This is a genomic window from uncultured Methanobrevibacter sp., from assembly GCF_900314695.1.
In the GTDB taxonomy this organism is placed as follows: domain Archaea; phylum Methanobacteriota; class Methanobacteria; order Methanobacteriales; family Methanobacteriaceae; genus Methanocatella.
Window position 1 is genome coordinate 1 of the sequence record NZ_OMWD01000033.1, and the last position, 21,400, is coordinate 21,400.

22 protein-coding genes are annotated in these 21,400 nt (G+C 34.0%); 15 read left to right on the plus strand and 7 right to left on the minus strand.

Annotated elements, in window-relative coordinates:
* Together QZN45_RS09805 and thiI are read left to right on the plus strand one after the other, a co-directional pair.
* The coding region (locus tag QZN45_RS09805; RefSeq protein ID WP_296812708.1) for an Ig-like domain-containing protein at positions 1–4,394 on the plus strand (4,394 nt) is incomplete at its 5' end.
* 295 nt (positions 4,395–4,689) lie between these two features.
* On the plus strand, positions 4,690–5,844 hold the full coding sequence (gene thiI / locus QZN45_RS09810; protein ID WP_292605954.1) for a tRNA uracil 4-sulfurtransferase ThiI: 1,155 nt from the start codon (positions 4,690–4,692) through the stop codon (positions 5,842–5,844).
* Between the two features lie 29 nt (positions 5,845–5,873).
* On the opposite strand, the gene QZN45_RS09815 is transcribed toward thiI, so the two are convergent.
* Positions 5,874–6,710, minus strand: a complete 837-nt coding sequence (locus QZN45_RS09815; RefSeq protein WP_292605952.1) for a hypothetical protein — start codon at positions 6,708–6,710, stop codon at positions 5,874–5,876.
* A 293-nt stretch (positions 6,711–7,003) separates the two neighbouring features.
* Between QZN45_RS09815 and fbp the strand changes: the two genes are divergently transcribed.
* Positions 7,004–8,101 (plus strand): fructose-1,6-bisphosphate aldolase/phosphatase, encoded by a 1,098-nt coding sequence (fbp, locus tag QZN45_RS09820; RefSeq protein WP_292605950.1) that lies wholly within the window; start codon positions 7,004–7,006, stop codon positions 8,099–8,101.
* Between the two features lie 51 nt (positions 8,102–8,152).
* Here fbp and QZN45_RS09825 read toward each other — a convergent pair whose 3' ends face one another.
* Positions 8,153–8,515, minus strand: a complete 363-nt coding sequence (locus tag QZN45_RS09825; protein ID WP_296812709.1) for a hypothetical protein — start codon at positions 8,513–8,515, stop codon at positions 8,153–8,155.
* Between the two features lie 20 nt (positions 8,516–8,535).
* Positions 8,536–8,775 (minus strand): DUF3781 domain-containing protein, encoded by a 240-nt coding sequence (locus QZN45_RS09830; RefSeq protein ID WP_292883176.1) that lies wholly within the window; start codon positions 8,773–8,775, stop codon positions 8,536–8,538.
* Between the two features lie 73 nt (positions 8,776–8,848).
* Here QZN45_RS09830 and QZN45_RS09835 point away from each other — a divergent pair, with 73 nt between their 5' ends.
* The 3 genes from QZN45_RS09835 to QZN45_RS09845 all read left to right on the plus strand — a co-directional run bounded on the left by QZN45_RS09835 (position 8,849) and on the right by QZN45_RS09845 (position 12,053).
* On the plus strand, positions 8,849–9,958 hold the full coding sequence (locus tag QZN45_RS09835; RefSeq protein ID WP_296812711.1) for an ABC transporter permease: 1,110 nt from the start codon (positions 8,849–8,851) through the stop codon (positions 9,956–9,958).
* Between the two features lie 9 nt (positions 9,959–9,967).
* A complete protein-coding gene (locus QZN45_RS09840; protein ID WP_292605944.1) occupies positions 9,968–10,666 on the plus strand; it encodes an ABC transporter ATP-binding protein in 699 nt (232 codons plus the stop codon).
* A gap of 370 nt (positions 10,667–11,036) precedes the next feature.
* Positions 11,037–12,053, plus strand: coding sequence for a virulence RhuM family protein (locus QZN45_RS09845; protein WP_296812713.1), 1,017 nt, complete (start codon positions 11,037–11,039; stop codon positions 12,051–12,053).
* Here the strand turns inward: QZN45_RS09845 and QZN45_RS09850 are convergent.
* A complete protein-coding gene (locus tag QZN45_RS09850; RefSeq protein ID WP_294007677.1) occupies positions 12,050–12,292 on the minus strand; it encodes a DUF357 domain-containing protein in 243 nt (80 codons plus the stop codon). The two genes, QZN45_RS09845 and QZN45_RS09850, sit on opposite strands and share 4 nt — an antisense overlap.
* Positions 12,285–12,854 carry an archaetidylinositol phosphate synthase gene (gene pgsA / locus QZN45_RS09855; RefSeq protein WP_292605938.1) on the minus strand — a complete coding sequence of 190 codons (570 nt, stop codon included), beginning with the start codon at positions 12,852–12,854 and terminating at the stop codon, positions 12,285–12,287. Before pgsA ends, QZN45_RS09850 begins: the two co-directional genes overlap by 8 nt.
* A 47-nt stretch (positions 12,855–12,901) precedes the next feature.
* Between pgsA and QZN45_RS09860 the strand changes: the two genes are divergently transcribed.
* Positions 12,902–13,483, plus strand: a complete 582-nt coding sequence (locus QZN45_RS09860) for an L-threonylcarbamoyladenylate synthase (protein ID WP_296812715.1) — start codon at positions 12,902–12,904, stop codon at positions 13,481–13,483.
* 11 nt (positions 13,484–13,494) lie between these two features.
* On the opposite strand, the gene QZN45_RS09865 is transcribed toward QZN45_RS09860, so the two are convergent.
* The gene (locus QZN45_RS09865; protein WP_296812716.1) at positions 13,495–14,484 is read right to left on the minus strand and encodes a hypothetical protein; all 990 of its coding nucleotides are present in this window, start codon (positions 14,482–14,484) and stop codon (positions 13,495–13,497) included.
* Between the two features lie 213 nt (positions 14,485–14,697).
* Between QZN45_RS09865 and radB the strand changes: the two genes are divergently transcribed.
* Genes radB through QZN45_RS09885 form a run of 4 tightly spaced genes read left to right on the plus strand, consistent with a single transcriptional unit; the run spans position 14,698 to position 17,737 of the window.
* Positions 14,698–15,402 (plus strand): DNA repair and recombination protein RadB, encoded by a 705-nt coding sequence (gene radB, locus QZN45_RS09870; protein ID WP_292605932.1) that lies wholly within the window; start codon positions 14,698–14,700, stop codon positions 15,400–15,402.
* Positions 15,403–15,460: 58 nt separating this feature from the next.
* Positions 15,461–16,636, plus strand: coding sequence for a pyridoxal phosphate-dependent aminotransferase (locus QZN45_RS09875; RefSeq protein WP_296812718.1), 1,176 nt, complete (start codon positions 15,461–15,463; stop codon positions 16,634–16,636).
* A gap of 10 nt (positions 16,637–16,646) precedes the next feature.
* The gene (locus tag QZN45_RS09880; protein ID WP_292883197.1) at positions 16,647–17,363 is read left to right on the plus strand and encodes a ferredoxin; all 717 of its coding nucleotides are present in this window, start codon (positions 16,647–16,649) and stop codon (positions 17,361–17,363) included.
* Positions 17,360–17,737 (plus strand): putative zinc-binding protein, encoded by a 378-nt coding sequence (locus tag QZN45_RS09885; protein WP_296812719.1) that lies wholly within the window; start codon positions 17,360–17,362, stop codon positions 17,735–17,737. The genes QZN45_RS09880 and QZN45_RS09885 overlap by 4 nt, the downstream gene beginning before the upstream one ends.
* A 24-nt stretch (positions 17,738–17,761) precedes the next feature.
* Here QZN45_RS09885 and QZN45_RS09890 read toward each other — a convergent pair whose 3' ends face one another.
* On the minus strand, positions 17,762–19,540 hold the full coding sequence (locus QZN45_RS09890; RefSeq protein ID WP_296812721.1) for a ribosome biogenesis/translation initiation ATPase RLI: 1,779 nt from the start codon (positions 19,538–19,540) through the stop codon (positions 17,762–17,764).
* Positions 19,541–19,663: 123 nt separating this feature from the next.
* Between QZN45_RS09890 and pth2 the strand changes: the two genes are divergently transcribed.
* The 4 genes from pth2 to QZN45_RS09910 are packed head-to-tail and all read left to right on the plus strand — an operon-like array spanning position 19,664 to position 21,171.
* Positions 19,664–20,002: an aminoacyl-tRNA hydrolase gene (pth2, locus tag QZN45_RS09895; RefSeq protein ID WP_296812723.1), complete on the plus strand. Its 339-nt coding sequence runs from the start codon at positions 19,664–19,666 to the stop codon at positions 20,000–20,002.
* A 57-nt stretch (positions 20,003–20,059) separates the two neighbouring features.
* A complete protein-coding gene (locus QZN45_RS09900; protein WP_342764028.1) occupies positions 20,060–20,716 on the plus strand; it encodes a delta 1-pyrroline-5-carboxylate synthetase in 657 nt (218 codons plus the stop codon).
* A gap of 1 nt (position 20,717) precedes the next feature.
* The gene (locus QZN45_RS09905) at positions 20,718–20,879 is read left to right on the plus strand and encodes a zinc finger domain-containing protein (RefSeq protein WP_292605920.1); all 162 of its coding nucleotides are present in this window, start codon (positions 20,718–20,720) and stop codon (positions 20,877–20,879) included.
* Positions 20,880–20,901: 22 nt separating this feature from the next.
* Positions 20,902–21,171 carry an elongation factor 1-beta gene (locus tag QZN45_RS09910; RefSeq protein WP_292605918.1) on the plus strand — a complete coding sequence of 90 codons (270 nt, stop codon included), beginning with the start codon at positions 20,902–20,904 and terminating at the stop codon, positions 21,169–21,171.
* The last annotated feature ends 229 nt before the right edge of the window (positions 21,172–21,400 follow it).

Consider the following 21,400-nt stretch of genomic DNA (forward strand, 5'->3'; position numbering starts at 1 on the left):
TTACAATAATTGTGGATAAGGCTGTTAATGATGTTTTAGTTTATTCTTCTGATGTTGTTTATGGTGAAAAATCTAATGTTGTTGTATTTGCTGATGTTGATGGTGAGTATGCTGTCGTTATAGGTGATGATAGGTTCATTGTTGATGTTGTAGATGGTAGGGGTAATGTTGAAATTGCTTTAGATGCCGGCAGTTATGACATTATTGTTGAGTATGTTAACGAGAATTATGAAAATAACATTACTGCTTCTCCATTTACTGTTTCTAAAGCAGATATTACTTTGAGTGTTGAAGTTTTAGATAAGGTTTACACAGCTGATGTTAGTGGTAATGTATTTGCTAGTGTTGATGGTGTGTACAAAGTAGTTATTGGTAATTTTGAAGCCCCAGTCACTGTTAAGGGTGGTGTTGGTAGCTTTGATGTTGGAATATTGAATGTAGGTAACTATACTGCATTTGTAAGCTTTAATGGTAGTGATAATTACAACTTTGCAGATAATGAAACTGCTTTTGAAGTAACACAAACTGGAACTAATTTCAATATTATTGCTAATGCTACTGAGATTGTTTATGGTGGTGTGATTAACATTACTCAGGGTCTTCCTGGTGATGCAACAGGTACTGTAACATATTCATTTGCGAACGGAACTGTAATTAAGGTTTTAGGTGTTAATGAGTCATTTGTATTGTCTGGTTTGAATGCTGGAAGTTATGTAATCTATGCTAATTACGGTGGAGATGCTAATTATGCTCCTGCCAGTGATAGTATTACAATAATTGTGGATAAGGCTGTTAATGATGTTTTAGTTTATTCTTCTGATGTTGTTTATGGTGAAGTTGTTTATGGTGAAAAATCTAATGTTGTTGTATTTGCTGATGTTGGTGGTGAGTATGCTGTCGTTATAGGTGATGGTAGGTTCATTGTTGATGTTGTAAGTGGTGTGGGCAATGTTGAAATTGCTTTGGATGCTGGCAGTTATGACATCATCGTTGAGTATGTGAATGATAATTATGTAAATAATGTGACTTCTGTTCCGTTTACTGTTTCTAAAGCGGATGTTGCTGTGAGTGTTGAAATTTTTGACAAGGTTTATGGTGCTAATGTTACTGGTAATGTATTTGCTAGTGTTGATGGTGAGTTTAGTGTTGTTATTGGTAATTATGAGGTTCCTGTCCTTGTTAAGGATGGTATTGGAAGTTTCGATGTCGGATTCTTGAATGTCGGCAACTACACTGCTTTTGTAAGATTTGAAGGTGATGACAATTACAATCCTACAGATAATGAAACTGCTTTTGAAGTAACTCAAACAGGAACCTACTTCAACATTATTGCCAATGCCACTGTGATTACTTATGGGGATATGATTAGCATTACTCAGGGTCTTCCTGGTGATGCAACTGGAAGTGTAACATATAAATTTGCTAATGGTTCAATAATCAAAGTTTTAAACGTTAATGAGTCATTTGTATTGTCTGGTTTGAATGTGGGATCTTATGTAATTAATGCTAATTATTCTGGTGATGATAATTATGCTCCTGCTCAAGACAGTATAACAATAACCGTTGGCAAGGCCGTTAATGATGTTTTAGTTTATTCTTCTGATGTTGTTTATGGTGAAAAATCTGATGTTGCTATATTTGCTGATGCTGATGGCGAGTATGCTGTTGTTGTCGGTGGCAAAAAGTTCATTGTTGATGTTGTAGATGGTAGGGGCAATGTTGAAATTGCTTTGGATGCCGGCAGTTATGACATTATCGTTGAGTATGTGAATGATAATTATGTAAACAATATAACCTCTACTCCGTTTACTGTTTATAAAGCATATGTTTCCGTAAGTATTGAAGTTTTAGATAAGGTTTATGGTGCTGATATTGCAGGTAATGTATTTGCTAATATTGATGGCGAATATAATGTGAGAATTGGTAAATTCGTAACATCTGTCATTGTTAAAAATGGTATTGGTGAATTTGGCGCTGGTATTATGGGTGTAGGCATTTATGAAGCTTCTGTAAGTTTTGAAGGCAATGACAATTATAACTCTGCCGTTAATAAAACTTCATTTGAAGTTGCTCAAACTGGAACTAATTTCAATATTATTGCCAATGCCACTGAGATTGTTTATGGTGGTGTGATTAGCATTACTCAGGGTCTTCCTAGTGATGTAACCGGCACTGTAACATATAAATTTACTAATGGTACATTAATCAAAGTTTTAAGCGTCAATGAATCATATGCATTGTCTGATTTGAATGCAGGGTCATATGTAATCTATGCTAATTACAGTGGTGATAGTAATTATGCTCCTGCTCAAGACAGTATAACAATAATTGTGGATAAGGCTGTTAATGATGTTTTAGTTTATTCTTCTGATGTTGTTTATGGTGAAATTTCCAATGTTACTGTATTTACTGATGTTGATGGTGAGTATGCTGTCGTTGTTGGCGGTAAAAAGTTCATTGTTGATGTTGTAGATGGTAGAGGCAATGTTGAAATTGCTATGGATGCTGGCAGTTATGACATTGTCGTTGAGCATGTTGATGATAATTACGAAAATAATGTAACCGCTGTTCCGTTTACTGTTTCTAAAGCAGATATTACTTTGAGTGTTGAGGTTTTAGATAAAGTTTACACTGCTGATGTAACTGGTAATGTATTTGCAAGTTTGGATGGCAATTATACTGTTATTGTCGGAGATAATGTTGTTAAAGTCGCTGTTAAAAACGGCATCGGTTCATTTGACCTTGGCAGTTTAAGTGCTGGAAGTTACTCTGTTCGCATGATATTTGAGGGTAATGAAAACTATAATGTTAATTCAAATACCACAAGCTTTGAAGTTACTCAAACAGGAACCAACTTCAACATTATTGCTAATGCTACTGAAATTGTTTATGGTGGTGTGATTAGCATTACTCAGGGTCTTCCTGGTGATGCAACAGGTACTGTAACATATAAATTTGCTAATGGTACATTAATCAAAGTTTTAAGTGTCAAAGAGTCATTTGTATTGTCTGGTTTGGATGCTGGAAGTTATGTGGTTTATGCGGATTACTCAGGTGACGGCAGTCATGATTCTGCTCGTGACAGTATTACAATAATTGTTGATAAGGCAATTAATAATGTTGTTGTTAGTGTTGAAAACGTGACTTATCCGGATAATGTCACCATTAATGTTCTTGCGGATATTGATGGAACTTATCTGATTACTGTTGTGGGAACTACATTGGAAGTAAGTGTTGTAAACGGCGTTGGAAACTGGACTATGGCATTGGCGGTTGGAAACTACACTACAATTACCAAAATTGAGCTTCCAAATTATGATACTGTAGTTAAAGAAGCTGCATTTAGTGTTTTGCCGGTTGATGATTATGATTTCGGTATTGAGACTGTGGATAAAACCATTGTTTTCCATGCGCCGGCTGATGCAACAGGCAATGTGACTGTGACAATTGGAAATAAAACATATGTTGCCTCATTGGTCAACGGCAGTGCAAAGATTACTGTTCCGGAATTGGGCAATGGAGTAAATAATGTTGTTATTTCATATTCCGGTGATAACAAATATGCTCCAAGAGGTTATTCATCTAATGTAACAATTGAAACTAAAATCATAGCTTCTAATATGGTTCGCGGATACAATAGTGGTGTCGATTATCAGTTTAAAGTTGTTGACATTAATGGAAATCCTATAGCAAACAAAAAGGTTAAGATTAAAATCAAAAACAAATCTTACACTGTTAAAACCAATGGTAAGGGAGTTGCAAAACTTAATGTGAAATTATCTGTGGGATCATACAAGGTGATAATTATCAATCCTGACACTGGTAATGCAGTGACTAAAACTCTTAAGATTGTTAAAAGGCTATCTGGAAATAAAAACATTGCCAAATACTATAACAGTAACTTCAAATACAAATTTAAGGTCATTGGCAATAATGGTAAGGCTGTTGGAAAAGGAGTAAAAATTAAAGTTAAAATAGGTAAAAAAACCTACAGGCTCAAAACAGACAAGAAAGGTGTCATTACCATCAAGTTAACTAAGAAGTTCATTCCTAAAAAGTATACCGTTAAGGCAACATACAAAGGATATTCCATTAAAAACACTATTAAAGTAAAACAGGTAATATCCAGTAAAAAAGTAGTTACAGTCAAGAAATCTGCTAAAAAACTAGTCTTGAAAGCAAAATTGAAACAAGGCAAAAAGGTTCTTAAAAAGAAGACAGTGACATTCAAATTTAAGGGTAAAAAATACAAAGCGAAAACCAACAAAAAAGGTATTGCAAAAGTAACCGTTAAGAAAAATGTCATTAAGAAACTTAAGGCAGGCAAAAATTATAGATATGCAATTACTTACTTGAAGGATACCGTAAAAAGAACAGTTAAAGTAAGAAGATAATCTTTTTTATCTTCTTCTATTTTTTTTAATTTTTTGAAATAATATTCCTGCTCAAATGCTTATTTTCAGGCATGATAAAATTGATGTTTGCAATTATAAACTTATTTTAATGAGCTACACATTCAATTATTTTATTTTGCACTTTTAATCTGTATCTTTTTTCTAACTTGGTATTTTCTTGAAAAGTTTTATTATATATTAGTATAAAAAATATACTTGCTGTTATATTTAAAAACTAGTATTGAAGGGATTGCTATTTTTTTCAGCGTGTACTAAAATTTAGAGAGTTGTTTAAATGAATTATGATTTGATTATTGCCAGATATGGTGAAATAGGGCTTAAAAGTCCTAAAATAAGGTCACGTTTTGAAAGAAAGCTAGTTAAAAATATTAAGGCTACTTTTGATTGTGATGTGGATAGAAATCAGGGAAGAATATATATTCATCCTAAGGATTTTGAAGATGGTGTGGAAAAGTTAAACAGGGTATTTGGTGTTGTATCCTATTCTCCTGCAACTTCAACACATACAAGTTATGAAGACATTGACAAGACATTAACGGAATATGTTGAAGAATTAATCCGGGAAAATTTGATTGATGAAAACACTAAATTTGCAATTAAATGCCGTCGTGTGGGAAAGCATGACTTTACTTCACAGGAAATGGCAGCTCACTGTGGAGGTGTTGTAAGAAATGTTGTTTTGGCTCCCGTTGACTTGACAAATCCTGATTTGACAATCTTTGTTGAAGTAAGGGAAGATGACACTTACATTTTTCATGAAAAAATAAAAGGTCCTGGAGGATTGCCGTTAGGAACCCAGGGAAAAGTTGTCGTGCTGCTTTCAAGCGGTATAGACTCTCCGGTTGCAGCATATCTGATGATGAAAAGGGGTTGTGAAGTTGTAGCTTTACACTGTAACAATGACCCATTTTCAGGTCCAAAAGTTACTGAAAACTTTAATCTATTGGTGGATCAGCTTAATATTTATGCCAAAGGCACTCCTATTAAAAGGAGAGTTATCGATTATGGGGAGTATTTGACTGTTGCTAAAGAGAAGGCTCCTGAGAAAATGACCTGTGTTTTATGCAAATCCGGAATGTATAGGATAGCCGAAAAATTGGCTTTAAAATTGGGTGCCGATGCGATTGTTGACGGAAGCAGTGTCGGCCAGGTCGCTTCACAGACTTTATCAAACATATTGGCGACCAGATATGGTGTGGATATGCCTATTTTATCTCCATTAATTGGTTTGGATAAGGAAGAAATTACAGAAATTGCTAAAAAGATTGGAACATTTGAAATTTCCAAAATAGATGATGGCGGATGCAGTGCTGTTCCAAGATATCCTGAAACCCGTGCTGATTTAGAGCGTGTTAAAAAAGCATGTGAAGATATGAATCAGAATGTTGAAATCGAAAAGGCTTTTGATAATATTAGAAGACTCGATTGAGTTTTCATATTTTCTTTTTTTTAGTTGAATTATTTTGCTAGGACTTTGTTGACGAAATCTATGCTTACATCTACTGTTTCAGCTATTTCTTCAGCTTCAAATCCTTTTTTGTTAAGGTTGATTATTACTTTTTTATTTTTTTCTTCTAGTTTTTCATCTACTTTTTGTTGTGCTACTCTTTGTGCGTAGTCTTCTACTATTTTCATGTTTCCACCTACGAGGTTTGATATTGTTCTGTTCATTGATTCGTTTGTCACGAATTTGTCGCATAGCATTAGGATTACTCCTTTTGCAAATTGTCCAATATCTTCTTTTAAATCTTTAATATTTGTTATTATTAGTGCTGAGTTTAATATTGCTTGTTCTATGTCTTCATCTGTTTTCATGAAACATAATAAACTTATCATGAGCAATTCTTTTTCACTAAAGTTTTTGTTGCTTTCTATTTTGGTATTCATGATATTTAAAAATTCATTTCCGTCATATTTTTTTAGTGAATGGATATATATTGGAAATCTTGATTCGGAATTAACTTTGTAGCATTTTGTTTTTTCAGCCTCTATAGTGCTTAACACATGCACTTCTATCGGTTTTTCAGATTTGATTTTGACGTGGTCGATTAAAGCAGTATAGAATCTGAACCTCCTTTTGTCATTAATATTGACATATGTGGATTGGAATTCAAGTATCACTATTTTGTCTTCAAGTTCAAAAACTAAATCTGGCTTGTACATTTTAGGATCAATTACTGAATATTCAGTTTGATGGACTTCTATAATTTTTCCTTTGATGTTGATTATTTCCATCAGCTTTTGACCATATATTTGTCCTTCATTTTTAAAAATCACATCTTCGTGAAACTTCATATGTTTCACCTCATAAAATTTAATTATATAATTGTCCTTTAATTTAAATTTAAAGTTATATAAATCTTTTTATTTGTATTTAAAGCAATATTTATTTTATTTTATAAAAATATATTATAATAAATTTTTATTTATGCATATGGAAAGTTGTGGGCTGTTTAATAAATTGTGATGGTGAAAAATTTCATGTCATTTCAAAAATCGATATTGGCTAACATAATAATATAAATACTATACATCATAAAAATAATAAATGTCTAGTAAATATCAATTTACTAATCGAGGTTATTAATATGAAAACTACTGTTAGTGTAATTAAAGCTGATATTGGAAGTGTGTCCGGACACTGTGTCGCACACCCTGAATTAATGGATATTTGTGATGAAGTTTTAAACGAAGCTTTAGAAGCAGGTATCTTAAAAGATTACTATATATCCCGTTGTGGTGACGACATCGACTTGATAATGACCCACGACAAAGGTGTAGAAAACGAAGAAGTACACAAAACTGCATACGATGCATTCATGAAAGCTACTGAAAGAGCACGTGAATTAAAATTATACGGTGCAGGTCAAGACTTATTATCTGATACATTCTCTGGAAACATCAAAGGTATGGGTCCTGGTGTAGCAGAAATGGAATTCGAAGAAAGACCATCCGACCCTGTGTTAATATTCTGCTGTGACAAAACCGAACCTGGTGCATTCAACTTGCCAGTATTCAGAATCTTCGCAGACCCATTCAACACTGCAGGTCTTGTAATCGACCCATCATTACACGATGGATTCAAATTTGAAGTATTCGATGTAATCGAACACAGAAAAGTTATCTTAAACTGTCCTGAAGAAATGTACGACCTTCTTGCATTAATCGGTTCCACCGGAAGATACGTAATCAAAAGAGTATGGAAGAAAAACGGTGAAATCGCAGCTGCAATAAGTACTGAAAGATTAAACTTAATGGCTGGAGAATACGTCGGTAAAGACGACCCAGTATGTATGGTTAGAGCACAATCTGGTTTCCCTGCAAACGGTGAATGTGTAGATCCATTTGCATTCCCACACATGGTAAGCGGATGGATGAGGGGATCTCACAACGGTCCTATGATGCCTGTTTCAGAAGCAGAAGCAAACCCAATCAGATTCGACGGACCACCTAGAGTAGTAGGATTAGGTTTCCAAGTAGCTAACGGTGAATTAATCGGACCAGTCGACTTATTCGATGATCCTGCATTTGACCCTACTCGTGAACAAGCTGCTAAAATCGCAACTTACATCAGAAGACACGGTCCATTCGAACCTCACAGATTACCTGCTGAAGAAATGGAATACACTTCACTTCCTGGTGTAATGGAAAAATTAGAATCCAGATTTGAAGATATGGATGAATAAATTTAAAGAGATTTTATTCTCTTCTTTTTTTTTTACTTTTTTTGACTTCGACTATTTTTTAAATTCTTCTAAAAAGTCTAGAAATAGATTTATAAATATTAGATAATCGTCGTTGTAAACGAAATCTCCTGCATCAAAGACATATATTTCCAGATTTTCTATTTTGTCCTTAAGAGGATATGCATCAAATTCGGGAGTATAATAGATGTCATCCGAAGAAATTGCAACTAATGTTTTTGCCTTAATGTTGGATAATTTGTCTTCAAGATTATAGTTTAATACTGCATTGTTTCTGTATTTAAAATCATAGATGTCAACATTCGAACTCTCTTCCACAAAAGTATCCATGTACAGGTCAAGTTCTTCTCGAGTAAATTTTTCAAATGCCCTTTTGGAAAAAATCTGGGAATTCAAAACCCACTATTTTTTTTTAATCATGTTTTGTGAGCGGTAATTATTGTAAAGCTGCTTGAATTAATGGTGATTGTGCAGTCATCCGCATCGACATAATAGTTTTTGCCTTCTTTTCTAACAGTGGAAGTGTCCTGTTTAAGTTTGGAGATGCAATATCCGACCGGTTCCTCATTGATTTTCAAATTTTTCTGTATTCTGCCAATTCCCATTTCAGTCGTATGGATCTTTTCAATATTTTCCAGAAGTGTTTTCTTGTGCATTTCAATACCTCATTTTTGCATCTTGGTAAATGGTATAATTAGTTATTTATATATTACAACCTAATTAATTATTATGTCATTTTTAAAATTCATTCTTAAAAATCCATTCAGGAGAAAAAATAGTGCAATACTGGCCATTGTGGGAATTGCAATAGGCATTATTGTCATTGTTGCTCTTGGTGGAATCACAGAAGGTTTGGTAAATACCTTTGAAGATACAATTCATGCGGGAGGTGCTGATTTCACTGTTTCAGGTAAGGAAACTGGGGATTCGGCTTATGGAACAAATACTATCAGTTCCAATTGGACGGAAAAAATAGCCAATGTCAGCGGTGTTGATGAAGCATTTCCAATCTATGTTGTACTGACGTCTGTTGGAGATGACTATATGAATACATTGATTGGTATTGATCCGAACGGTACGACTCTTGCAGATATTTCAATGAAAGAGGGCAGGATTTTTGAAGATAATTCATCTGAAGCCATTTTGGGTGAAATCTATGCTGAGGACAACAACTATTCTGTAGGTGACACAATCGATATTGACAGGGAAGAATTTAAAATAGTTGGAATTTACGAAACCGGTGACCAGAATATGGCTGGTGGTGTGTTTACCTCAATTTCCAAGGTCGGAGATCTGATGGATGATGAGGATTCAATTTCAAACATTTACGTCAAGGTAGATAAGGGGGAAGACCCTCAGGCTGTAGCTGATAGAATCGATTCGCAATATGGCGATAATATTACAACCGTCACATCAGTAATGGAAATGACTCAGATGGCGGACATGCTCAACATGCTTCAGGCATCAACATGGGCAATTTCACTTCTTGCAATTGTTGTCGGTGGATTGGGAATCATCAATACAATGTTGATGTCAGTATTTGAGAGAACACGTGAAATTGGTGTTTTAAAAGCTGTTGGATGGTCCAATGGAAAGATTTTGACCATGATTGTAGGCGAGTCATTAGTAATCACTATTGTCTCAGCCATTATAGGTTCTTTGATTGGTTTTGCAGCATGCACTATTTTGGGTCCTCAAATGGGTATTGAACCGTTATTCACTCCTAAGATATTCATCCAGGCATTTGCAATAGCTATTGTTGTTGGTATAATTGGTGGAATTTATCCTGCCCTAAAAGCGGTCAGGCTTCCTCCAACAGAGGCATTGAGGTATGAGTGAGGTGAGAACATGAATGTTGTTGATATGAAAAAAGTATATAAAAGCTATGAAGACGGAAAAATCAAGGCATTAAACGGTATTGATCTCACGATAACTGAAGGGGAATTTGTTTCAATCATAGGTCCGTCAGGTTCGGGAAAGTCAACCTTGCTCAACATGCTTGGGGCATTGGATATTCCGGATTCCGGCAGCATCAATGTTGCGGGCAGGGATTTGTCCTCCAATAAAAAGTTAAATGAATTCAGGGCAAGGGAGATTGGATTCATTTTCCAGCTTCATAATTTGATTCCGAATATTTCCGTTGCGGAAAATATTGAAATTCCGATGTATACTCAAAAGATGTCTTCCAATGAAATGAGAAGCAGGGCATTGAAACTTTTGGATGATGTTGGTCTTAAGGACAAGGCGGACATCAAACCTAACAAGTTGTCTGGTGGTGAACGTCAAAGGGTGGCAATCGCCCGAGCACTTGCAAATGACCCATCAATAATATTGGCAGATGAACCAACAGGATCACTAGATTCAAAGACAAGTACTAAAATCCTTAAGCAATTAATTGATTTGCACGATACTAAGAATGTAACATTGATAATTGTAACTCATGATATGGATGTCGCTAAACTTGCAGACAGAGTTATCGAAGTTTTGGATGGTGAAATAATATCTGCCGGCGATGACTCATTAATTAATAGTAAAATTGATGTTTAGGTTAATATCTATTCATCATTTATCTTTTTTTAAGTTATTTTTTCTTTAATTTGTATTTATCTTTAAGATAATGCTGTATTTTTAGTTTTTAGGTGTGATATTCTTTAATTTAATGTTTAGATGCTACAAATTAGATATTTTAAATTTGTTTTTCATAAAAAACTATATTGAAAAACTTCAATCGGATGAAATATAATTCCAATATCTTATTTTTTTTAGAAATTGTTCTTGCATTAAAATATTGTTTTAATTTATTAATATTGTTTTTACTCAATATTATTGCTTTCATTTATAACAAAAACCTTATTAAACTATTTATTTAAAATAATATTGGATTTTATTTCTTTTAAATAAAAAATGAGGTTTTATCATGCAAGAAGAATATAAATTTCAGAAAACTTTGTTGTATGTTTCTGATGAAGGAGAAGTTTCATTGGATGTGATTGTTGACCAAGAAGGAGAAACATTTTGGGCAACTCAAAAAACAATGGCTGAAGTGTTTGGTGTAAAAAAGAATACGATAAATTATCATCTTAAAAATATTTTTGCTGATGGTGAGTTAAACCAAAATTCAGTTGTTCGAAAAATTCGAACAACTGCTTCCGATGGAAAATCTTATAATAATAACTTCTATAATCTTGATGTGATTATTTCTGTAGGGTATAGGGTAAACTCTAAAAACGCAACAAGATTCAGAATATGGGCTACTCAGCAATTGAAAGAACTGATTATTAAAGGATTTGTTTTAGATGATGAACTGTTGAAAAACGGTTCAAGATTTGGCATTGACTATTTCAACCAGCTGCTTGAAAGGGTAAGAGATATCAGATCATCTGAAAGAAGATTCAATCAAAAAATCACAGACATCTATGCTACAAGCTTTGATTACAAAAAAGATGCTCAAGTAACTCGTGACTTCTTTGCAACTGTTCAAAACAAATTGATATATGCAGTTAGCGGTCACACTGCAGCTGAAATAATTGCAGATAGAAGTGATTGCGAAAAAATCAACATGGGATTGACAAATTGGAGCAATCCAAATGGCAAAATCATTTTGAGTGATGTTGTTATATCTAAAAATTATCTGAACGAAAGAGAATTAAAACGCTTGAATTCTTTGGTTGACGGATTTTTAACTCTTGCAGAATCAAGAGCATTAAATGAGATTCCAATGGCTATGAAAGATTGGAAAAAAGTATTGGATGACTATATTGATTTAAATCTTTTGCCTATTTTGGAAGGTAAAGGTAAAATTTCATCAACTGATGCTCAAAAAATTGCAAAGGAAGAATACGAAAAATTCAAAGTGATTCAGGATAGAAATTATCAATCAGATTTTGATAAGTTAATAATAGATATAAAAAGAATAGAAGGTTTTGACGTTTAGATGATTCCATGAATCATCCTTAAAGCATCCAAAAGGCCGTGGCTGTATTCAATGCAACCGAATGCAGTCCTCATGTCTTCTTTTTCAAGATAATATTTTGAATCGTTCCAGTAGTCAATGGCTCTGTCATAGACCTCTTTTTCCTTTCCTTCAAAGGTAATGTCTGCTACCTGATTCAAGTTTCTCTCTAATTTTGCAATATCCTTTGCTATCTTTTCGGGACTTTCCAACTCAGTCATTCAATTGCCTCCAAACATGCACTATTCTTTGTCCGACAGTAAAGTAAGATAATATTACCAGTATGTAAATGGTATATGTAAAGTAAATGTCTCCTGCAAAAAATCCGATTAATGACCCAACCATTAAAATGATCATACGAACTGCCCTTTCTGCAATTCCAATATTGCATTCCACTCCCTGTGATTCTGCTCTTGCCCTAACATAGCTTACACAAATCGCTGAATGGATTGCCAAAACGCCAACAAACCAGTCACAGTATCCCCCAAATATTATTCCAATGTATATGATTGCATCTGCGAATCTGTCCATTGTAGAGTCCAGAAATGCACCAAATTTGGATGACCTGTTATGGTACCTTGCAACAGCTCCGTCAATAACATCCAAAAGCCCTGAAAATAAGATGGCTATTGTTCCTAGGATTAGTAGATGATGTGCATATCCATAAGCTGCAACAACTGCAACAAATGGAGATATTACTGTTACAATATTCGGATTAATGTTTAAGTTTCTAGCAATTGGGTTCAATATTTTTGTTAAAAAGGGTCTTAGACTTTGAAGCATAATTTATATATAAATATTTCATCTAATATAATTGTTAGGTAATGAAAATGAAGATATTAAAAACCAGTATTGACGAATTGGATGAAAACATTATTGATGAGGCTATTCAGGTTTTATCTGATGGTGGTATTGTTTTATATCCAACCGATACTGTTTATGGATTGGGAGCTAATATTTTTAATAATGATGCGGTTAGAAGAGTGTTTGAAATTAAAAAAAGAAGTTTCCTAAAGCCACTTTCAATACTTGTCAGTGATGTTGAAGCCATCGACATAGTTGCAAGGGTTACAGTTAGGGAAAAGGAAATCATAAATGAGTATCTTCCGGGTCCTTATACATTCATTTTAACTAAGGAAAAAATTGTTCCTCGTGTCATTACAAGTGGATCTACACATGTGGGTGTAAGAGTTCCGAATAATGACATTTCGCGTAGGTTGGCGAGTTTGTTCCCAATAACAACAACCAGTGCAAATCTTTCAGACGAAGAAGTTCTGTCAAATCCTGATGATATCTTGGAACAGCTTGACTGTGAAGTTGATTTGGTAATTGATGTGGGAGATTTAAAATCAGATCATGCTTCAATGATTGTAGATTTGTCAAAAACAACTCCAAAAATAATAAGAAGGTAAGAGATTATGATTTAATCTCTTTTGTAATATTTACCTACTAATATGAATCCAAATATTAATGTTAGTATTACTAATGCCAATTCAGTTCCTGTAGCATGTTTTAGCAAACTGACTGATTTATTTTCTATTTTTGATTTAGTATTATCTTCAAGGTCTTTAGTTTGATTTTTAAAAATTAATGCAGTAGCATTTTCAGTTTCATTTTCTTCAAATATTGTTGTATTTTCTTGTGTTTTGTTTTCGGTTATGTTTTCTTGTGGTATTGTTGTATTTTCTTGTGTTTTGTTTTCGGTTATGTTTTCTTGTGGTATTGTTGTATTTTCTTGTTTTTCTGTTGTATTGTTTTCAACTTCAACGGGAATGTCTCTGTAAGTAATTTTGTATCCGAAGAAGTTTTGATGATTGTTTTTATCTGTACCTAATACCTCAAAATCAAAAAATGCTTCGGTTGTTTCATTGATTTTTTTAATTGCACCATGGTCTGGAATTGTTAAATTAACGGAAATATCCTTGATTTGCTGAACTAAAGCTTTGTTGAAATTAAAATTATCGCTGAATGCCCAAATTATTTTTTGGGTATCAATTTTGTTTTTTACTGCAATATCATGAAATTCAACAAAGAAAGTCTTCAAATAATGTCCGATTGACTCACCATTTTTATTGTTTATTGCAGCAGTTGTGTCTTTAACTTCAAATTCATCATTGACTTTTGCTTCTTGGTCTCCATAATTGATGCAGTATCCGTTGTATCCATCTTCAAAAGTAATGTTGAAATGTCCATTTTCTTTTGATTTTACAGTCTCTCCGATTCTGTTTTTTTCTTCTTCATCAGTTTTGCTTTCTTTTTCCTCTTCAACATTTCTTTGTGATACAAAGTCTTCTTGTTGCGCTGTGTTTGTATTTGCAACTTCATCTTCTGTGATGTTTTCAGCTGAAACAAAATTTACACCTGATGTGATTAGTAAAAAGATTGTAAAAATTGTAATTATTCTTTTTTTCAAATTTTTCACCTCTTTGCTTTGTATTAATTGCGTTGTAAAAGGTTATATATAAAGTTAAGGTAACCAAACGGTCACTTTTGCTTAAATTTAATTAATATGTCTTATTTTTCCGTAATTTTTAAAATATGTTGGTTTTATTAATTTTTAGCTAATTAAACTGGTTTTTTTCCTAACTGCAATTAATTAATATATCATGAAAAACAATATTTTATCATGAAAGTGTTGGCTAATTTTGAAGATAATCATAAAATCCAATCCAATTCCGCATTGGATGTTTTGTTGGGTGGAGGTTTTGAAAAAGGTACAATCACCCAAATATTCGGACCTCCCAGTTCAGGTAAAAGCAATATTGCATTAACATTGGCAGTCAATGTTGCAAAAAATAATAGAAAAGTGATTTATATAGATACTGAAGGCGGAATTTCAATTGACAGGATTAAACAGATTTCAGGATCTGATTTTTCAAAAGTAGCTAACAACATAATTGTTTTTGAACCGACTAGTTTTATAGAACAAAATGAAAACTTGCGGTCAATTGATGTTTGGCTTAGAAAAAATCATGATGAAGTTGATTTGCTGGTTTTGGACTCTGCAGTTGCTCTCTACAGGGTTGATGACATGAAATCCGCTAAATTAAATAAGGAATTGGGTAAACAGATGGGAGTGTTGTCCAAGATTGCAAGACAATACGATATCGCAGTAATATTGACAAATCAGATATATAATGCATTTGACGATGAAGGAAATAATGATGTCAAGGCAGTTGGCGGAACTATTTTGCAGTACTGGAGCAAAGTAATACTTCAATTGGAGCGCGGTGAAGAAATCAACCAAAGAATCGCCACTTTGATTCGCCACAGAAGTATTCCTGAAGGCAAAAAGGCCACTTTTTCAATAACTTCTCAGGGCATTATTTAGGTACTTTTATTAATAATTAAAAATATATATTTATTTTGGAATTGTTTGAGCTGATAATATGAGGGAAAAGGATTTTGATATTAAAACACCCAAAAAAAAGTTTCAAAAAACTGAACGGGTACCTCCAAAAGGTTATGATAATGCAAATGACTTTTTTGAGGATATGTATATGGATGAAGACATGATTTGGATGGGTCAAAATACAAACCATCTGCATGACGATACAATAGCCAATGCCATGATTGATGCAATTCACCAAAAGACATATTGCAAATATCCTGCCCCTGAAGGATTTTCTGAACTTAAACAATTGATTTTAGATGATTTGGATTTAGAGGAATTCGAAGTTTTACTGACTTCCGGTGCAACCGAATCTTTATATTTGGTCATGCAAGCGTTATTGGAATCTGAAGACAATGTAATCTTATCTGATCCTGGTTACTTTATTATTGGAGACTTTGCAAACAGATTTGCAGGCGAAGTCAGATATGTTCCTATTTACTATGAAGAAAATGACTATAAGCTGACTCCGGATTTGGTGAGGAAAAATATGGACGAAAACACTCGTATGATTATTTTAATCGACCCATTAAATCCGTTAGGTTCTTCATACACCGAAGAGGAACTTAAAGAATTCGCTCAAATCGCAAAAGAAAACGATTTATACTTATTACACGACATAACCTACAAAGACTTTGCACGTGAGCATTTCCTAGTTGAAAATTATGCTCCAGGTCAAACTTTGACAATCTACAGCTTTTCAAAAATATTTGGAATGGCAGGTATGAGGATTGGAGGTGTCATCTCATCCAAACCGATTATCGATGCAATCAAAAATGCTGTTGTTAATGATTTGGGAGTGAATGTCATTTCCCAATACGGTGCAATTGCAGGTCTTAAATCAAAACCTGACTGGTTTGATAGAATAAGAGAAACATGTTTTGAAAACCAAAGGTTAATCAGTGAAATGATTGAACCGATTGATGGGGTATTTCTGCCGGTTTATCCGTCCGATGCAAACATGATGGTAATCGATTTGTCCGGTGCAGGAATAGACCCTAAAGAGATGTCCAATTATTTGATTCAGAAAAAATTGTTCACAAGGGAAGGGGAATACACTTCTGAAGAATTTGGTGACAGATACTTGCGTATAAGTTTTTCAATTCCAACTGAAGAGGTTAAAGTATTCTGTGAAGAATTCCCTAAAGCTGTAGAGGCTTTAAGAAAAAAATAAGGTTAATGGTATGAGATTGAGATATCATCAACCTATTCCTAATTTTTACAATCAAGAAAACCCTCACCATCCCAATAATCTTATTTCCAATGATTTTTTACAGGAATTTGCTGATATAGCTATTGCTTCAAGATTTGTAGGATTGAGCTTTTCCAAGTTAAGTGAAGATTTTAAAAAAGAATGGGATATTGATTGGGACAATATCATTATTCTGAAATATCTGATGTCTGAAGATATCCTCAAGATGGAACCATCAGATGAAAAATGCAAATTGATGGATGAGGAGTTCCAGGAATTCGGAGCCAAAACCTTCGCACTTGCGGATATATTGAGAGAAAACGGATTTAAAGCGGATTTGATCAATCCGTTGGATGACCGTGTTAGCTTAAGGGCAATTGCAATGCAATCAAATGATGCCGTCATTACCCGAAGCAATATGTGCATGTTCAAAGAAGGTCTGAACCTTGGATTTTTCATGATTCAGACTTCAATAGAAAATCTGCCGTTCAAAACGGAAAATGAACTGAAATGGGTTGAGGATTACTGTTCAACATGCGGGGTCTGCATTGACAGATGTCCCGAAAAGGCATTTGACGAAAATGGAAAATTTTTAAGAAAGTTATGCACTGCACACCGTGAAGGATGCAGCCGTTGCATTAATTTCTGTCCATTTTATAAAAGAGGTTATGAAAAGGTTAAAAAAAGATATGGGAGAATGAAAAAATGAGTGACAAAATAGCTTTAGTTTCATGCAGTGGATTAAGTCCGCTTGGATTAGTTGTAAGGGCAGCTAGTGTTGAGCTTGCCTTGGAAAACGAAAACATTGTTGCTGCGTGCATCACTGAATATTCTGCTCAGCCGAACAATTGCTCACCAATTCTGGATGATGCAAAAATTGTTACAATAACTGGCTGCAGTGATGACTGTGCATCAGTAATATTAAAGAAAAAAGAAGTTGATTCAGTTAAAAACATCGCTGCCGATGCAGTTGTCAAAACTTATGACTTAAATCCGTTGGATGCTGTAAGGTTGGATGACGACGGTGAAAAGTCAGTTAAAATACTAAAAAAGTATATTCTTAAAGAATTGGAAAATATCTAAAAAAAATCAAATTAAAGGGAATATTTAATCGGATAAGTAATAATATTCTCCTTTTTCTTTTTGTTCACGGTCTTTGTAACTGTCGAGTTTGTTAACTCTTGGTCTTTTTGTTTCCTTATCTCTTCTGAATGTAATATTGAGGTTTCCTAAAAATTCATTCATTGCGTTTCTTAAATCTGTTGGTTTGGAAGCATGGCCGTCCAGACCAGGAGTTCCATTGAAAACCATTGCCCTATCGGAAATGTAGTCGATAAATACGATATCGTGGTCAACAATAAGTGATGCTGCATTTCTGCTTTCAACCATCTTACGAATGACTCTTGCAGCAATCAGTCTTTGTTCTACATCTAAAAATGCTGTAGGTTCGTCAAAAAGATATATTTCAGCATCCTTTGAAAGTGTGGCAGCAATGGCCAATCTTTGAAGTTCACCACCACTTAAACCATTAACTGGTTTGTCAAGCATGTCATTTAAAGTCAAAGGATTCATTATTTCACTTTCAAAGATTTTACTTCCAAAGCTATGGGCATGCATATATAAAAAGTCACTGACGGTTCCTTCAAAGTCTGAAACAATGTATTGTGGCTTGTAGGCTATTGTGACTTCCTCATCTACTTCACCAGTAGTCGGGTCTTCGACTCCTGCAAGCATTTTTGCGAATGTGGTTTTACCGATACCGTTTGAACCAAAAGCAGTCACGATTTCATCATAAAAGATTTCGCCTGCTTCTGCAGTCAATGTAAATCCATCATATTCCTTATTCAAATCTGAATAGCTTGCAAGTGCATCCCCTTCATCCTCTGGAGTTGGTGGTCTTATTGTAAACTCGATTGGATTTTTTCTTATTCTGACATTTTCTTCAGCTAAAAATCCATTTATGTATGCATTGATACCTATACGAACTCCTTTTCTTCCGGACACTACACCGTATCCTCCAGGCTGTCCATATAATATGTGAACATTGTCAGACAGGGCATCTAAAGTAGCAAGGTCGTGCTCAATTACAAGAACGCTTTTTCCTTCTTCTGCAAGAGATCTGATTACTTTTACTGCATTAAGTCTTTGAGACACGTCAAGCCAGGATGTTGGTTCGTCAAAGTAGTAAAAGTCCCCTTCCCTTAAAACTGTTGCAGCAATTGCAACCCTTTGAAGTTCTCCACCACTCAGGTTTTGCATTTCCCTGTCAAGAACGTTTTCAAGCTGCAGTTCTTTTGTAACATATTCTAGCTTGTCCCTTTCATTGACGTTTTCAAGTAAATCTTTCACTTTACCTTTAACGACCTTTGGAAGCTGGTCAACCATCTGTGGCTTTAGGATGGTTTTTATGTTTCCTTCGGACAAGTCCTGAAAATACTTCTGAAGTGAAGAACCTTTGTAAAACTCAATGACCTTTTCCCAGTTTTCAGGCGGATTTTCAAAATCTCCGAAGTTTGGTATCAGATTTCCAGATAATATATTCATGATTGTGGATTTACCAATACCGTTAGGTCCTAAAAGTCCTAAAACAGTTCCTTCTTCAAGATTTGGAAGTCCAAATAATTCAAATTGGTTTTGTCCAAATCTGTGAATTGGATTGTCTGCCGCTTCAGGTAAGTTAATGATTGTAATAGCGTCAAATGGGCAGCGATTTGTACAGATACCGCACCCTTCACATAATTCTTCAGATATCAACGGTTTTTTTGTATCTTCATCAACTACTATGGTGTCTTCTTCCATTCTAACACCAGGACAGTAGTGAATACAGACATAATCACATTTTTTAGGCTGACATCTGTCCTTATCTAAAATTGAAATACGAGTCATTATAATCTCCTTAAAAATATAATCATATATAATTCTATTAATTCTATTTAATTAATTTATTGTAAAATACTTGACTTTCAAAAAACTTTTTAATTATTTAGTTAAATATTTATTATTGATAATATGAAACAGGCAATGATTGTAAGAACAGATTTGAAAATGGGCAAAGGAAAAATTGCTGCTCAATGCTGTCATGGAGCTATTGGTGCATACAAGAAATCTCCTCAGGATAAAATCAGGAAATGGGAAAATGAAGCTTATGCAAAGGTAGTTTTAAAAGTTAAAACCAAGGAGGAACTTTTGGAGCTTAAAAAGTTGGCTGACCAAAAGGGAATTTCCAACTATCTTGTAGTTGATGCGGGAAGGACTCAGATACCTACATCATCAGTAACGGTTTTGGCACTTGGTCCTGATGAGGATGAAATAATTGATGAAGTGACTGGGGATTTGAAACTTTTATAGTTTAACTGTTATTTTAATGATGGCATTATTCAATTAAATGTGGTAGGTATTATGGGCATAAAACACGTTGTAAAAATTGGGGGAAGTCTTTTTCCAGATTATGCAATTGAACTTGCAAAACAATTGAAAAACACCAATTCACTAATTATTTTGGGTGGTGGCGATTTTGCAAATTTGATTCGCAAGTATGATGATGAAATTCATTTTTCACAAGAAACAACTCATTGGACAGCTATAGATTGTATGGACATAATAGCTAAACTTGTTGATGATAAGGTAGATTCCACTAAATTGGTATATTCCATTGAAGAGGCAAATAAAATTTCTGATGATGGTTTTACTCCTATTTTTATTGTTTCAAGATTTTTAAAAACAGAAGATCCTTTCGAATGCTCATGGGATGTGACTTCAGATTCCATTGCAGCCTATGTTTCACATCTTCTAAATGCAAAGCTTTTAATAGTAACAAATGTAAATGGTATATATACCCAAGAACCGAAAGAGCATGGTTCAACATTCATAAGTAAAATCGATGCAACAACATTACTAACTTTTCAAGAGTCGTCGATTGATGTAATGTTACCGTCTCTTTTATTAGAGTTTGGGACTAATTGTTATGTTGTGAATGGGAAGTGCCCTGAAAGGGTTTTATCTTTAATAGATGATAATATAAATGATTATAACTTCGATTACACACAAATAATAGGTGAATAAAATGAAAGAAGTAGAATGTATTTCATGTAAACAAGAAATTCCATTAACCGGACCATTCGTAGAATTTGAATGTCCTATATGTGGAGCAAAAATAGCAAGATGTGAAAAATGCCGTACCTTTGGTCACGCTTACAAATGTGAATGTGGTTTTGAAGGACCATAAGTTTTAAAATGGAGGAATTAGAATGGGTGAAGTATTAACAACTATGAAAATCATGCCAGACAGTCCGGAAGTAGATTTAGAAGCTATCAAATCTACTATCGAAAGTTCAATGCCAGAAGGCGCTAAAATCCACGAAATTACTGAAGAGCCAATTGCATTTGGTTTGGTGGCTATCATCTTAAACTTCATTACTGAAGATGGTGAAGGCGGATCTGAACCTGTTGAAGAAATGGTTTCAGGTATTGAAGGCGTTGCCAGTATTGAAATTACTGGTGTCGGAAGATTAATGTAAGATTGATTTTCTGTAGTGGGAAAGATTAAAAAATCGATTTTTTCCCATAATTTCTTATTTTAGACATTATAAAAATGTATTTTTGGGTTATTAAGATTAATAACTCTCATTACTCTATTTTTTTGGATAATTTATCTTTAAAATGCAAGAATACCACAACTTCTGCAAGTTGTGGATGAATTGCACTATTGGGTGTACTGTCTTTTTTAATTAATTTTATTGTGTTTTA

Excerpts from the sequence above, each read along its gene's own strand:
- fbp (WP_292605950.1), top strand. The coding sequence starts at position 7,004 with ATGAAAACTACTGTTAGTGTAATTAAAGCTGATATTGGAAGTGTGTCC.
- QZN45_RS09885 (WP_296812719.1), top strand. The coding sequence starts at position 17,360 with ATGAGTGACAAAATAGCTTTAGTTTCATGCAGTGGATTAAGTCCGCTT.
- QZN45_RS09890 (WP_296812721.1), bottom strand. The coding sequence starts at position 19,540 with ATGACTCGTATTTCAATTTTAGATAAGGACAGATGTCAGCCTAAAAAA.
- QZN45_RS09845 (WP_296812713.1), top strand. The coding sequence starts at position 11,037 with ATGCAAGAAGAATATAAATTTCAGAAAACTTTGTTGTATGTTTCTGAT.
- radB (WP_292605932.1), top strand. The coding sequence starts at position 14,698 with ATGAAAGTGTTGGCTAATTTTGAAGATAATCATAAAATCCAATCCAAT.
- QZN45_RS09875 (WP_296812718.1), top strand. The coding sequence starts at position 15,461 with ATGAGGGAAAAGGATTTTGATATTAAAACACCCAAAAAAAAGTTTCAA.
- QZN45_RS09815 (WP_292605952.1), bottom strand. The coding sequence starts at position 6,710 with ATGAAGTTTCACGAAGATGTGATTTTTAAAAATGAAGGACAAATATAT.
- QZN45_RS09830 (WP_292883176.1), bottom strand. The coding sequence starts at position 8,775 with ATGCACAAGAAAACACTTCTGGAAAATATTGAAAAGATCCATACGACT.
- QZN45_RS09905 (WP_292605920.1), top strand. The coding sequence starts at position 20,718 with ATGAAAGAAGTAGAATGTATTTCATGTAAACAAGAAATTCCATTAACC.
- QZN45_RS09850 (WP_294007677.1), bottom strand. The coding sequence starts at position 12,292 with ATGACTGAGTTGGAAAGTCCCGAAAAGATAGCAAAGGATATTGCAAAA.
- pgsA (WP_292605938.1), bottom strand. The coding sequence starts at position 12,854 with ATGCTTCAAAGTCTAAGACCCTTTTTAACAAAAATATTGAACCCAATT.
- pth2 (WP_296812723.1), top strand. The coding sequence starts at position 19,664 with ATGAAACAGGCAATGATTGTAAGAACAGATTTGAAAATGGGCAAAGGA.
- QZN45_RS09880 (WP_292883197.1), top strand. The coding sequence starts at position 16,647 with ATGAGATTGAGATATCATCAACCTATTCCTAATTTTTACAATCAAGAA.
- QZN45_RS09860 (WP_296812715.1), top strand. The coding sequence starts at position 12,902 with ATGAAGATATTAAAAACCAGTATTGACGAATTGGATGAAAACATTATT.
- QZN45_RS09840 (WP_292605944.1), top strand. The coding sequence starts at position 9,968 with ATGAATGTTGTTGATATGAAAAAAGTATATAAAAGCTATGAAGACGGA.
- QZN45_RS09910 (WP_292605918.1), top strand. The coding sequence starts at position 20,902 with ATGGGTGAAGTATTAACAACTATGAAAATCATGCCAGACAGTCCGGAA.
- QZN45_RS09835 (WP_296812711.1), top strand. The coding sequence starts at position 8,849 with ATGTCATTTTTAAAATTCATTCTTAAAAATCCATTCAGGAGAAAAAAT.
- thiI (WP_292605954.1), top strand. The coding sequence starts at position 4,690 with ATGAATTATGATTTGATTATTGCCAGATATGGTGAAATAGGGCTTAAA.